The 13,228-nt window shown below is 41.6% G+C and carries 12 protein-coding genes and 1 other annotated feature; of the genes, 11 read left to right on the top strand and 1 reads right to left on the bottom strand.

Annotated elements, in window-relative coordinates; translation table 11 throughout:
• Window positions 1–36 precede the first annotated feature (36 nt).
• Window positions 37–1,317, bottom strand: a complete 1,281-nt coding sequence (locus O2S85_RS07860) for a replication-associated recombination protein A (RefSeq protein WP_269412111.1) — start codon at window positions 1,315–1,317, stop codon at window positions 37–39.
• Between the two features lie 372 nt (window positions 1,318–1,689).
• On the opposite strand from O2S85_RS07860, the gene cymR reads away from it, so the two are divergent.
• The 11 genes from cymR to O2S85_RS07915 all read left to right on the top strand — a co-directional run bounded on the left by cymR (window position 1,690) and on the right by O2S85_RS07915 (window position 13,154).
• Window positions 1,690–2,109 (top strand): cysteine metabolism transcriptional regulator CymR, encoded by a 420-nt coding sequence (cymR, locus tag O2S85_RS07865; protein ID WP_269412112.1) that lies wholly within the window; start codon window positions 1,690–1,692, stop codon window positions 2,107–2,109.
• Between the two features lie 64 nt (window positions 2,110–2,173).
• The gene (locus tag O2S85_RS07870) at window positions 2,174–3,316 is read left to right on the top strand and encodes a cysteine desulfurase family protein (protein WP_269412113.1); all 1,143 of its coding nucleotides are present in this window, start codon (window positions 2,174–2,176) and stop codon (window positions 3,314–3,316) included.
• Window positions 3,317–3,333: 17 nt separating this feature from the next.
• Window positions 3,334–4,446 carry a tRNA 2-thiouridine(34) synthase MnmA gene (gene mnmA, locus O2S85_RS07875; protein WP_269412114.1) on the top strand — a complete coding sequence of 371 codons (1,113 nt, stop codon included), beginning with the start codon at window positions 3,334–3,336 and terminating at the stop codon, window positions 4,444–4,446.
• 25 nt (window positions 4,447–4,471) lie between these two features.
• Window positions 4,472–5,140: a tetratricopeptide repeat protein gene (locus O2S85_RS07880; RefSeq protein WP_269412115.1), complete on the top strand. Its 669-nt coding sequence runs from the start codon at window positions 4,472–4,474 to the stop codon at window positions 5,138–5,140.
• 18 nt (window positions 5,141–5,158) lie between these two features.
• Entirely contained in the window at window positions 5,159–7,528 is a 2,370-nt protein-coding gene (gene recD2, locus O2S85_RS07885) for an SF1B family DNA helicase RecD2 (RefSeq protein WP_269412116.1), read from the top strand.
• Between the two features lie 122 nt (window positions 7,529–7,650).
• Window positions 7,651–7,845 carry a YrzR-like zinc ribbon domain gene (locus O2S85_RS07890; protein WP_269412117.1) on the top strand — a complete coding sequence of 65 codons (195 nt, stop codon included), beginning with the start codon at window positions 7,651–7,653 and terminating at the stop codon, window positions 7,843–7,845.
• A gap of 45 nt (window positions 7,846–7,890) precedes the next feature.
• Window positions 7,891–8,967, top strand: a complete 1,077-nt coding sequence (locus O2S85_RS07895) for an AI-2E family transporter (RefSeq protein ID WP_269412118.1) — start codon at window positions 7,891–7,893, stop codon at window positions 8,965–8,967.
• A 37-nt stretch (window positions 8,968–9,004) separates the two neighbouring features.
• Window positions 9,005–9,220, top strand: a binding site (T-box leader).
• A gap of 52 nt (window positions 9,221–9,272) precedes the next feature.
• On the top strand, window positions 9,273–11,909 hold the full coding sequence (gene alaS / locus O2S85_RS07900; RefSeq protein ID WP_269412119.1) for an alanine--tRNA ligase: 2,637 nt from the start codon (window positions 9,273–9,275) through the stop codon (window positions 11,907–11,909).
• 123 nt (window positions 11,910–12,032) lie between these two features.
• The gene (locus O2S85_RS07905) at window positions 12,033–12,299 is read left to right on the top strand and encodes an IreB family regulatory phosphoprotein (protein WP_269412120.1); all 267 of its coding nucleotides are present in this window, start codon (window positions 12,033–12,035) and stop codon (window positions 12,297–12,299) included.
• A 3-nt stretch (window positions 12,300–12,302) separates the two neighbouring features.
• Window positions 12,303–12,719: a Holliday junction resolvase RuvX gene (gene ruvX / locus O2S85_RS07910; RefSeq protein ID WP_269412121.1), complete on the top strand. Its 417-nt coding sequence runs from the start codon at window positions 12,303–12,305 to the stop codon at window positions 12,717–12,719.
• A gap of 147 nt (window positions 12,720–12,866) precedes the next feature.
• A complete protein-coding gene (locus tag O2S85_RS07915; RefSeq protein WP_269412122.1) occupies window positions 12,867–13,154 on the top strand; it encodes a DUF1292 domain-containing protein in 288 nt (95 codons plus the stop codon).
• Window positions 13,155–13,228 lie beyond the last annotated feature (74 nt).

Raw genomic sequence — 13,228 nt, forward strand, 5'->3', positions numbered from 1 at the left:
ACTATTATGACCGGTTGAAAAAGGAAATATACGTGACTAGTTTGTATTATTTGCTGCCTGAATTTTTTCATATACTTGTTTTAATGCCTGTTCAAATTTACCTGACCCTTTTGGCTTGTAGTACTGCCTTTTTTTAATTGAATCAGGTAAATATTGTTGCTTGACCCAGCTGTTTTCATAGTGATGCGGATATTTGTACGCTACGCCGCGGCCGATAGTTTTGGCACCTTGATAATGTGCGTCCTTTAAATGAAGCGGGATCTCACCACTTTTACCATTATGGATATCACTTAGAGCAGCATCCATGGCTTCGTAGGCCGTGTTTGATTTCGGTGATAATGCCAATTCTGTAATGGCTACCGCAAGCGGGATACGAGCTTCCGGAAAACCTAATCGTTCGGCTGCTTGTACTGCCGCAACTGCGCGGGGTCCCGCCTGCGGATTTGCAAGTCCAATGTCTTCATAGGCGCAGACAATCATCCTTCTGGCAATACTGTCCAAATCACCAGCTTCGATTAGTCTTCCTAAATAATGCAACGCGGCATTGACATCACTACCTCTAATGGATTTCTGAAAGGCTGACAAGACATCATAATGGGCATCCCCATCCTTATCATGGGAAAAACTTTTTTTCTGCATGCATTCTTCCGCAATTGCAAGTGTAATAATGATTTTTCCATCATTATCTTTTGGTGTCGAGGCAACAGCCAGTTCCAGTCCGTTTAATGCTGACCGCATATCTCCATTGGCGGCAAAAGCAAAGTGTTCGACTGCATCATCGGTCAATTCGATATTCTGATCTCCAAGTCCGTTTTGTTTATCGATAATCGCCCGTTTAATGGCTGTTTTAATGTTTTCAATGGTCAGCCCATGGACTTCAAATAGGTGGCAGCGGCTACGTATCGCCGGATTGATCGAGTGATATGGGTTACTTGTTGTACAACCGATTAACGTGATCAGGTTGTTCTCCACGTGTGGCAGCAGAAAGTCCTGCTTCGCCTTGTCCAAGCGATGGACCTCATCTAACACGAGTACAATTTGCCCGGACATTTTTGCTTCCTCAACAACAATTTCCATATCTTTCTTTTTGTCGACCACCGCATTGAGCATTTTAACCCGGATACCAAGTGTTTTGGCTAATGCTACTGCCATCGATGTCTTTCCGGTGCCTGGAGGGCCAAATAAAATCATGGAGGCAAGCCGTTTGGCATCAATCATGCGTCGTAGAATTTTCCCCTCACCAACTAAGTGTTCCTGGCCGATTATCTCTTCAATATGTGCGGGCCGCATTCGATAGGCAAGTGGTTTTTGTTTCATTTTAATCTTCCTTTGTATATAATAATGATTTATGCACAAAGCATTGTTAATCAATTGGGTTGGTTGTAATGCCTTTCTTTTAGTGCGTGTTCAAAAAGGAGGATAAAAAGGACCGAGAAGTTCTAGGCGGCGTGGCTTTGAGCACCGGAGTGTACATAAAAAGTACATGAGGAGCGGAAAAGCAAGCCAACGACGAAATTCGACGTGTCATTTTTACCGGACTTTTTGAACATCCTCTAATAAGCCTAATTGTGAATGTATGAAAATGCAAGGAACTACCATTCGTGCTATAATAGCAAGTATCTGGAACGAAAATGAGCGATGTATGCTAAAATACGAAAAACGTTATGAAGAAATATTGAGGTGTATATAATGAAAATATCAACAAAAGGTCGATATGGTTTGACGATCATGATTGAATTGGCGAGAAACGCTGGGGAGGGTCCCATCTCACTTAAACAAATTGCCCGGGAAAAGGACTTGTCGGAACATTATTTGGAACAATTGGCTTCCCCATTGCGCAATGCCGGACTGGTAAAAAGCGTGCGCGGAGCCTACGGAGGATATGTTTTGGCAAAACAGTCAAAAGAAATAACTGCTGGTGATATTATTCGTGTGTTGGAAGGACCGATTACGCTTGTGGAAGGTATTGAAAACGAAGAGCCTGCTCAACAGGCATTATGGTTACGGGTCAGAGATGCGGTTAAAAATGTGCTTGATACAACGACATTAGAAGATTTGAAAAACCACGAAAATGACCAGCTGCAAGATTCGTATATGTTTTATATTTAGGAGGTTAAAACAAAAGGTGTCTGTTTGACTGGACGCCAGAGCTAGACAGGAAGGAAAGGTAAAGATGGAACAAATTTATTTGGATCATGCTGCAACAACTCCGGTTACCAAAGAGGTATTGGATGCCATGTATTCCATTTATGCGGATGTGTTTGGCAATGCGTCCAGTGTTCATTCATTCGGACGCAAAGCGAGAAGCTATTTGGATGAGGCCAGGCATGTTTTGGCAGATAGTATTGGCGCAAATGACAAAGAAATTATTTTTACAAGCGGTGGAACTGAAGCAGACAATCTGGCCCTGATTGGAACGGCACTTGCAAATCAGGAAAAAGGAAACCATATTATTACGACAGCTCAGGAGCATCATGCTACATTGCATACGGCAAAGGCACTGGAACAAAAGGGATTTCAAGTAACCTATTTACCGGTTTATCAGGATGGGAAAATTGCGATGGATGATTTGCAGCATGCATTGACCGATGATACGATTCTTGTTTCGGTGATGACCGTAAATAATGAAACAGGTGTGCCCCAGCCGGTTGCAGAAATTGGCAATTTGCTTAAGGAACACCAGGCGTATTTCCATACGGATGCGGTGCAAGCTTATGGACTGTTGGATCTCCCGGTACATGAACTGGGGATTGATCTGCTGTCAACATCTGCCCATAAATTAAATGGGCCAAAAGGGATCGGCTTTTTGTTTGTTAGAAATGGAGTTCCTCTGAAGCAACTGCAATTTGGTGGTGAGCAGGAACGCAAACGCCGTGCTGGCACTGAAAATGTTGTTGAGGCAGTTGGTTTTCAAAAGGCGGTTGAACAAAGCATTGCTGCAAGAACGGATCGGATCGAACAGTACAAGCGGTTTAAGCAATTATTTCTCGATATTTTAACCGAGGAAGGGATTTCTTTTCAAGTAAATGGCGATTCGGAATTGGCTGTTCCAACAATCGTAAATATCAGCTTTTCGGGTATGCATGTGGAAACATTGTTAACCAATTTGGATTTAGCCGGGATTGCCGCTTCAAGTGGCAGTGCATGTACAGCCGGGTCAGTGGAACCTTCCCATGTGTTAACGGCAATGTATGGAGCAGATAATGAACGGGCAACAAACTCCATTCGTTTTAGCTTTGGCACATATAATACAATGGAGAATGTAACGACTGCAGCAAAACGTGTTGCAGCAATCATAAACCGATTAAAATCATAATAAGGTGGTGAATAGATATGAAAACAAATGAAAATACCAGAGTCGTTGTTGGCATGAGTGGCGGTGTTGATTCCTCGGTTGCGGCATTGCTTTTAAAAGAACAAGGTTATGATGTAGTAGGCATTTTTATGAAAAACTGGGATGACACGGATGACGCCGGTGTATGTACCGCAACTGAAGATTTTGATGATGTTGTCCGGGTGTGTAACCAAATTGGTATCCCTTATTATGCGGTTAACTTTGAAAAACAATATTGGGATAAAGTATTTACCTATTTTCTGGACGAGTATAAAGCAGGAAGAACGCCAAACCCGGATGTTATGTGTAATAAAGAAATCAAGTTCAAGGCATTTTTAGATCATGCCTTATCCCTTGGTGCCGATTATGTAGCGACAGGACATTATGCACGAATCCGTTTTATAGATGGCCACTATCAAATGCTGCGAGGAGTGGATGATAATAAAGATCAGACATATTTCCTCAATCAATTGACAGAGGATGTACTCAGCAAAGTTATGTTTCCGCTGGGTCATTTACCAAAAAGTGAAGTACGCGAAATTGCCAAGCAACATAATCTGGCAACTGCAACGAAAAAAGATAGTACAGGCATCTGTTTTATTGGAGAACGGAATTTCAAAGAATTCTTGAGTGAATATCTACCAGCTCAGCCTGGGGAAATGCGTACGTTGGCGGGCGCAGTGAAAGGTAAGCATGATGGTCTGATGTATTATACAATCGGGCAGCGCCAAGGTCTTGGAATTGGCGGTGCTGGAGATCCGTGGTTTGTTGTGGGAAAAAATCTTAAAGATAATGTGCTTTATGTTGAGCAAGGTTTTGCCAATGATGCATTATATTCTGATAGTCTCATTGCTTCAGATATGAATTGGATTGGCAGTGTTGATTTGTCCGAACCATTAACATGCTCAGCCAAATTCCGTTATCGTCAGCAGGACAGTGGTGTAACCGTACACCCATTGGCGAACGGGAAAGTACAAGTGATCTTCGACGAACCAGAACGTGCAATTACTCCAGGCCAATCCGTTGTATTTTACGATGGTGAAGTCTGCCTCGGCGGCGGTACGATCGATGAAATTATCAAGGACGAGCAGTATCTTGATTATGTAGGCTAAACCTATTCAACAGGGGTGAATAGAAATGAATAAAAACCAGCAGGCAATTGTCGAAATGAGAGATGGAAACTATGAGACGGCGGCAAAACTATTCAATGAATGGATCGAGGAACATCCCGAAGATCCGGTTGGCTACATTAATTTTGGGAATTTATTAATGCATATAAATGAACTGCCTCGTGCTAAAGCATTTTTTGAAAAGGCGATCGCTCTCGATGAAGATGCGGCTACAGCATATTACGGACTGGGAAACCTATTTTTCGAACAATCTGTATATGCCAGGGCGCAGGAGAATTTCCAAAAGGCAATAGAACTGGGACTGGAAGAAGCGGACGTTTATTATATGCTCGGCCTAACATTGCAAAAGGAAGAACAGTTTAGATTGGCGTTACCCTATTTGCTTCGGGCTACCGAGCTGGATCAAAATGATGATGAATTGTTGTTTCAATATGGCCTTGCTTTGGCGCAAAGCGATTATGTGACCGAGGCTGAGCCTGTGTTCAGAAAAGTCCTGGATCGTAATGCACAGCATAGCGATGCCCATTATAATCTTGGTGTGATTGATTTGTATCATGACAAACCAAAAAGTGCACGACAACATTTTGAAGAAGCGTTACAGTACCAGCCTGACCATGTTTTGGCTGCAAACGGAAAGAAAAAAGTCGATGAGCTGATCGGTCATGACCACAAGTAAGATGGCGGGGTAGTTGTGATGACGAACGAAACCAATGCCGAAATGAATAGAAATGAAGGAGGGTATATAACAGGGGAACTGTTGTATACCATTTTCCATAATGAGGCGGAGCATTTTTCGATTGCCAAAATAAAAATAAAAAGCACCAATGAGGATTATAGCAAAAAGGATATTGTGGCCAAAGGATATTTTTCCAATTTAATAACAGGGAAAAATTACTGCTTTTACGGGAAATTCGAACGCCATTCCAAATTTGGACTGCAATATAAAGTCCATTCCTATCAAACCATCATACCTGACACAAAGGATGGTTTAATTGCCTATTTATCCAGTAACTTATTTCATGGCATTGGAAAGAAGACAGCTGCTAAAATCATCGATCACTTAGGTGAAACCGCGATTTCCACTATTTTAAATAACCCATCGGTATTGGATGCAATTCCGGGACTCAAAAAAGAAAATAAAGAATCACTTGTAAAAAACTTACAAGAAAATGAGGGATTTGAACATGTAGCGGTTCATTTGGCGAAATATGGTATTGGCTTAAAAATGGCGCAAACGATCTACCAGGTTTATCAAGAAGCGACCATAGATCAGCTGCAGAAGGATCCTTACCAATATGTCTTTGATGTGGAAGGGTTTGGCTTTCAAAAAGCAGATGAAATCGCCAGACAAAATGGTATCCCCTTAACACATCCAAATCGAATTGGTGCTGCGTGCATTTACATCTTGCAAAAAAGCGTGCCGGATGGACATGTATATTTACCACTAATGGAGTGTATCAGACGGGTGATGCAACTACTTCATCATCCTGGTTCCCCATTAATGGAAGATGACGTCAAGGATCGTTTGCAGGAATTGAATAAGGAAAAGCGGCTGATTTTAAACCAGGGAAATGTTTATTTGCCCTCGTTATACTATGCGGAGGACGGTCTTGCTTCCCATTTAAAGCGACTTATTGACAAACCTGTTGAGCATCAAACACCACTAGCCGAATTAATGAAAATTACTGGTGAAATTGAAGATCAGGAAATATTAAGTTACGGAAAGGAACAGTTTGAAGCGATTCACCAGGCACTTGATTCAAAGATCATGATCCTTACCGGGGGGCCTGGTACGGGGAAAACAACGGTTGTCAAAGGCATTCTAAAGGCATACGCTACTATCGAGGATCTATCACTTCAACCTAAAGACTATGATAAGCCATCGAATTTTCCATTTATTTTAACAGCACCAACAGGTCGGGCAGCCAAACGGTTAAATGAATCGACTGGACTTCCGGCAACGACGATTCATCGTTTGCTTGGCTGGGATGGTGATCGTACGTTCGAAAAAGATCAGAAGGAACCATTGAACGGGAAATTTATTATTATTGATGAATTTTCCATGGTGGACATTTGGCTGGCCAATAATCTGTTTAAAGCTATTCCAGATGATATGCAAGTCCTATTGGTAGGTGATGAAGATCAGCTGCCATCTGTTGGTCCTGGACAGGTGTTAAGTGATTTGCTCGGCAGTTCTCTGATTCCGTTCGTCCGGTTAAATGAGGTCTACCGGCAGAAGGAAGGTTCGAAAATTATTCAGCTGGCACACCAAATCAAAGATGATATGTGTACGGAATCATCATTAGAGCAGGCGAAAGATTTTAGTTTTATTTCCTGCTTTGAATCACAGGTCATTACTTGTATTGAAACGATCTATCAAAAAGCACTGGATAAAGGCATTGATTTGCGGGATATCCAGGTTCTTGCTCCGATGTATCGAACGCAAGCCGGGATTACGATGATCAATCAGCACTTGCAGCAGTTGATCAATCCGCAAACAGAGCAGAAACGGGAAGTGAGAACACAGGATGCGGTTTTTCGGGTTGGCGATAAAGTGATTCAGCTGGTCAATCAACCGGAGGATCGGGTATTTAATGGAGATATTGGCGAAGTCGTGGCGATATTTAAAGAGGATGAAAATGAAGAACAGGTGGAACAGTTGATTATTGATTATGATGGACATGAGGTTGCTTATGAGCCTAATGAGTATGTGAACATCATGCACGCTTACTGTATTTCCATTCATAAATCGCAAGGAAGTGAGTTTCCTATCGTTATTATGCCTGTCGTATCCGGATACAGTCGGATGCTTCGAAAAAACCTGCTATATACGGCGATTACCAGGAGTAAACGGTCATTGATTATTTGCGGGGAGATGGGTGCATTTCTTCGCGGGGTACGAACAACAGACACCAACATCAGGTATACCTCACTTCGGGAACAATTGCAGGAGCGGCTGATAAAACCAATGGCAGAAACGGACAATGGGGAGGAAGAGCCTACTCCCCCAGTGGATGAAATGGATAGCGGAGAGGAAGAGCTTACTCCCTACGATTTTATGTAACGAAAAAGGTATATTTTTTCCAATTCGGGGTTACGCTACATTAATAATCTATATTATGAGCGTAGTGTACACTTTCATGTGCTGGTACTGGTACTTATGCTCGTTCACAAAGGAGTATCAGGATGTTGCAGTGTCCGAATTGCAAAGGAAAAGATATTGGGAAAATCGGTTCACAGCAGTATTATTGCTGGAATTGTTTTATTGAGCTATCCATTACTAGTGATAACGAACTTACAGTACACCAGATTGAAGCAGATGGTTCGCTGAGTTCTTTAAATGATCTATTTACGGAAGAGGAAAGGAAAGTACAGTGGTAGCGCTAATTTTTGTTTCGTGCAGCATACGGAGAAGGGGCGCAACCCATGTTTAAGCAGAAAACACCACTTCCATTCCTCTACTGGGTCATTACCGGTATTTTTGTCTTATTATTTATCTATTTACTTGTTAAACTTTTTCCCATTTACCGTGTTATCCTTGCTTTTCTATGGCATTTGTTTGCACCATTTATTATCGCCGGCTTGATCGCGTATCTTCTTTATCCAATTGTCAAAAAAATCAATAGCTACCATATTCCCAAAGGTCTTGCTATTCTTTTGATTTATTTGGTGTTTTTCGGTAGTTCCGGTTATGCCATTTACCGCATATATCCGGCCATGATTCACCAACTGAGTGATTTACAGGCGCAATTACCACAACTAATCCAGATGTATCAAGACTTGGTTTATCAACTTTATGAATATACATCCTTTTTGCCGGAAGTGGTTCATGACAAGATGGATCACTTAATCGCCGGAATGGAAACAAGGGTTGAAAATCTGGTCGGTAAAGCGGTTAACGGATTCACCAAGGTTTTTGACATGATTGTTTTCCTTACGGTGATTCCCGTTTTGGTGTTTTACTTCCTAAAAGATTTTACAAGAATAAAGGACTATATCAAAAAATGGATACCGGTAAAATATCATCGTGATGGCAGTGATCTATGTGCAAAGATTGACAAAAGTCTTGGTGACTATATTCGCGGGCAACTAATTGTTTGTTTTTTTGTTTTTCTGGCAACGTACATTGCTTTTCAGCTACTCCATATTAAATATGCATTGCTGCTTGCCATTATTATGGGTTTGACAAATATTATTCCGTATTTTGGTCCGATAATTGGTGCTGTTCCAGCGGTGGCTATTACCTTAACCGTGTCGGCAAAATTAATCATTTTTGTGTTAATCGCGGTCTTTGTCATACAATTAATTGAAAGTAATTTACTATCACCGTACATCGTTGGAAAGAGTATTGCCATTCACCCGATTGCCATTATTTTTGCCCTGTTATTAGGTGGGGAACTCGGAGGCGTTATCGGCATGATTGTGGCAGTACCGGTTTTAACGATACTTAAAGTCGTTGTATCCCATGTGATGGCAATCAGAATGATGAAACAGCAACGTTGACATTTCATTGATTATTTTTTATAATATCGCTAAATAAGCTAACACGTTTGAAAGTTCCAAGTACATGATAACCTTGTCTACAAGAGATGGATGCCAGTTGCTGAAAGGAATCCTTAGAACAAGCGTCATGGAAGCTAAACTGGAGTGCGGAAAAAACTCCGCCGGTACCCACACCGTTATCGTGCAAAGTGATAAATGATCAAATTATTTTCATTTATAAATAGGGTGGTACCGCGAACATCTCGTCCCTGCATTATGCAGAGAGGAGATTTTTTAATGGGGAAAGAAAATATGGAGGCAGTAATATGAAACAGTTAACATCAGCACAAGTACGTCAAATGTTTTTGGATTTCTTTAAAGAAAAAGGTCATCGGGTAGAGCCAAGTGCCTCCCTGGTACCGAAGAATGATCCAACACTACTTTGGATCAACAGTGGAGTTGCCACATTAAAAAAGTATTTTGATGGTAGTGTCATTCCGGATAATCCGAGAATTGTCAATGTACAAAAGGCAATCAGGACAAATGATATTGAAAATGTTGGTTTTACAGCAAGGCACCATACTTTTTTTGAAATGTTGGGTAACTTTTCGATAGGTGATTATTTTAAAAAAGAAGCCATTTTATGGGCGTGGGAATTTCTGACCGATGAAAAATGGATTGGCTTTGACCCGGAATTGTTATCAGTTACGGTCCATCCGGAAGATGATGAAGCGTATGATATTTGGTTGCACGAGATAAAACTGCCAAAGGAACGGATCATCCGACTGGAAGAAAACTTCTGGGATATTGGTGAAGGACCAAGCGGACCGAATACAGAAATTTTCTATGACCGTGGTGATAAATACGGAAATGATCCAACCGATCCGGAATTATATCCTGGAGGTGAAAACGAACGTTATTTGGAAATTTGGAATTTGGTATTTTCCCAGTTTAACCATAACCCGGACGATACGTACACTCCTTTACCCAAAAAAAATATTGATACCGGTATGGGGCTTGAACGAATTGTTTCCGTCATTCAGAATGCACCAACCAATTTCGAAACGGATCTATTTATGCCGATCATCAACAAGATTGAAGAAATTGCTGCAGTTCGGTATGGAACGGATCATGTAACAGATACGGCCTATAAGGTGATTGCTGATCATATTCGTACAGTTGCATTTGCGATTGGTGACAATGCGTTGCCGTCCAATGAAGGAAGAGGTTATGTGTTACGCCGTTTATTGCGCCGGGCTGTACGATTTGCCAAACAACTGGGGATTGAAAAACCATTTATGTACAAGCTGGTGGCAACAGTCGGGGAGATAATGAACGCCTTTTATCCAGAGGTTTTAAAACAAAAAGATTATATTGAGACGGTTATTAAAACAGAAGAGGAACGCTTTCATGAGACTTTAAATGAAGGTCTGGGAATTCTTCATTCGATTTTAAAAAAGGAAAAGGAAAATGGCAGTCAGGTATTCCCTGGCAAGGAAGTTTTTCGTTTATATGATACCTATGGATTTCCCAAAGAATTAACTGAAGAATATGTGCAAGAGGAAGGGTTCACTATTGATGAGGCTGGTTTTGCAGAAGAAATGAAACAACAGCGTGAACGGGCCCGAAACGCACAACAAAAAGTGGATTCGATGCATGTGCAAGATGAGCTACTGGGAAAAGTTGATGTGGTGAGTGAATTTGTTGGCTATGACCGGTTAGAAACAGATACAACCATTGAACAGATCATATACGGCAAGGAACTAACGGACGTTGCCAAATCTGGGGATGAGGTGGTTGTATTTCTTAGAGAGACGCCGTTTTATGCGGAAAGCGGAGGGCAAATTGCAGACAAGGGGTGGATATACACCGATCAAGTGTCTTTGTATGTTGAAAATGTACAAAAGTCGCCAAAAGGCCAACACCTTCATTATGTTAAGGTAAAGGATGGAGAAATAAAGATTGGGGACTGTGTGAAGGCTGCCGTTGATACAGAATTCCGCAACATGATTGTCAAAAACCATACGGCCACCCATTTGCTGCATCAGGCACTTAAAGATGTGTTGGGAGATCATGTTAACCAGGCCGGATCATTAGTAACCCCGGAGCGATTGCGCTTTGACTTTTCCCACTTTAATGCGATTAGTCAGGATGAATTGCAGCAAATTGAACAAATCGTTAATGAAAAAATCTGGGCATCGCTGCCGGTTGTCATTAATACCATGAAAATTGATGAGGCAAAAGAAATGGGTGCCATGGCATTGTTTGGCGAAAAATATGGTGATATTGTTCGTGTTGTTCAGGCAGGGGATTACAGCATCGAACTTTGTGGTGGCTGTCATGTGAAAAACACGGCTGAAATCGGTATATTTAAAATAGCCGCTGAAACAGGAATCGGTGCGGGAACCAGACGGATCGAAGCCGTGACAGGCAAACAGGCTTACACTTTCTTTAACCAAAAGTTGGCAATCATTGCTCACGTATCACAACTGTTAAAAACAACAGATAATCATATACCTGAGCGAATTGATGGATTGTTTAAAGAAATCAAAGCGCTACAGAAAGAAAATGAATCACTCAGTGCAAAATTATCCAATTTGGAGGCATCCTCTATTCAGGATAAGGTAGAAGAGGTAAAAGGAATTCCGCTGCTGGCGCAAAAAGTAGACGTAAAGGACATGAATCAGTTACGTAATATGGTTGATGAGTTAAAACAAAAACTGGGAACGGGTGTTATTTTACTTGCTTCTGAAAATAACCAAAAAGTCCAATTGGCAGCAGGTGTTTCCAAGGATCTTGTCCAAACGGGGATACACGCAGGAAATTTGATAAAACAGGCAGCCCAGGCATGTGGTGGTGGAGGTGGCGGTCGCCCTGATATGGCCCAGGCCGGGGGTAAAGACCCACAAAAAATAACGGAAGCATTACAGGCAGCAACAAACTATATAGCGGAAAATGTGTAAATAGTTGTGATTATCTTGCCGAGCTTTCCGATGAATGGCGTTTCATATTGGAAAAAAGTATAATATTAGATCCAAACATGTTAGAATAATGACAGAAAGCAAATTATGGAACGAGGTGTCACGATGAGCTCGATTGATAAGACGATGAAATTTAATTTTTCAGAGGAACCATTTGATCAGGATATTAAGGAAATTTTACTGACTGTTCATGGCGCACTAAAAGAAAAAGGATATAATCCAATCAATCAAATTGTAGGCTATTTATTGTCAGGTGACCCCGCGTACATTCCCAGGTATAATGATGCGCGAAATTTGATCCGGAAAGTCGAACGGGATGAGGTCATTGAAGAACTGGTAAAATTCTATTTGGAACACCAACAAGAGGCGTAATTAATGAAGACAATGGGCTTGGATGTTGGATCGAAAACGATTGGTGTGGCTGTAAGTGATGCATTAGGCTGGACAGCTCAAGGGCTGACAACGATTCACTGGGACGAACAGGACATTGGTTCAGCCGATGATGAGCTAGCCCAAATTGTCAGGGAACACGAGGTGGATAAAGCGGTTATCGGCTTGCCGAAAAACATGAATGGCACAATTGGAGAACGCGGGAAAGCTTCAGAATTGTACGCCCGGCATGTTGAGTCAGTGCATCATATACCAGCCGTTCTCTGGGATGAGCGGTTAACAACCATCGCTGCTGAGCGCGTGTTACTTGAGGCGGACGTCAGTCGCAAGAAACGAAAGAAGGTCATTGACAAAATGGCTGCAGTGATGATTTTGCAAGGGTATCTAGATCAAAACAAATAACGACGTGTTCAAAAAGAAGATAAAAAGAATCAAGGTCGGTGGAGGTCTTCGGCGTCCTGTTGCAATGGACACTAGCACATCCCATGCGTCGAAATTCAGTACGTTTTTTACCGGGCTTTTTGAACACCCACTATAAGGAGTGTGGACATGGCATTAGAAGAAAAAGAACGAATTATTATTCCAGATGAAAATGGTGAAGAGCATCTTTTTGAGGTATTGTTTACCTTTGATGTTGATCAAACGAATCAGTCATACATTGCTGTTGTACCAGCCGAGCAAAAAGACGATGATGAAGTAGAAGTTTATGCGTTCCGCTACGAAGAGAAGGACAGTGATGATAATGATCTACAATTATTCCCGATTGATTCGGATGAAGAATGGGATATGGTTGAAGAAATGCTGAATACATTGGCAGACGAGGAAGATGAGCAGTAATGAAAAAGTGCTGGTGTCAAAACATGGCATCAGCTTTATTTATAAAAACCCCCCATAAAAAGCAGGGATTCGCG

It is taken from the genome of Lentibacillus daqui, assembly GCF_027186265.1.
Classification (GTDB): Bacteria; Bacillota; Bacilli; order Bacillales; family Amphibacillaceae; genus Lentibacillus_C; species Lentibacillus_C daqui.

Coding starts and splice junctions, on each gene's coding strand:
- ruvX (WP_269412121.1), top strand. CDS start 12,303: ATGAAGACAATGGGCTTGGATGTTGGATCGAAAACGATTGGTGTGGCT.
- O2S85_RS07880 (WP_269412115.1), top strand. CDS start 4,472: ATGAATAAAAACCAGCAGGCAATTGTCGAAATGAGAGATGGAAACTAT.
- alaS (WP_269412119.1), top strand. CDS start 9,273: ATGAAACAGTTAACATCAGCACAAGTACGTCAAATGTTTTTGGATTTC.
- O2S85_RS07890 (WP_269412117.1), top strand. CDS start 7,651: ATGTTGCAGTGTCCGAATTGCAAAGGAAAAGATATTGGGAAAATCGGT.
- mnmA (WP_269412114.1), top strand. CDS start 3,334: ATGAAAACAAATGAAAATACCAGAGTCGTTGTTGGCATGAGTGGCGGT.
- cymR (WP_269412112.1), top strand. CDS start 1,690: ATGAAAATATCAACAAAAGGTCGATATGGTTTGACGATCATGATTGAA.
- O2S85_RS07905 (WP_269412120.1), top strand. CDS start 12,033: ATGAGCTCGATTGATAAGACGATGAAATTTAATTTTTCAGAGGAACCA.
- O2S85_RS07915 (WP_269412122.1), top strand. CDS start 12,867: ATGGCATTAGAAGAAAAAGAACGAATTATTATTCCAGATGAAAATGGT.
- O2S85_RS07895 (WP_269412118.1), top strand. CDS start 7,891: ATGTTTAAGCAGAAAACACCACTTCCATTCCTCTACTGGGTCATTACC.
- O2S85_RS07870 (WP_269412113.1), top strand. CDS start 2,174: ATGGAACAAATTTATTTGGATCATGCTGCAACAACTCCGGTTACCAAA.
- O2S85_RS07860 (WP_269412111.1), bottom strand. CDS start 1,317: ATGAAACAAAAACCACTTGCCTATCGAATGCGGCCCGCACATATTGAA.
- recD2 (WP_269412116.1), top strand. CDS start 5,159: ATGACGAACGAAACCAATGCCGAAATGAATAGAAATGAAGGAGGGTAT.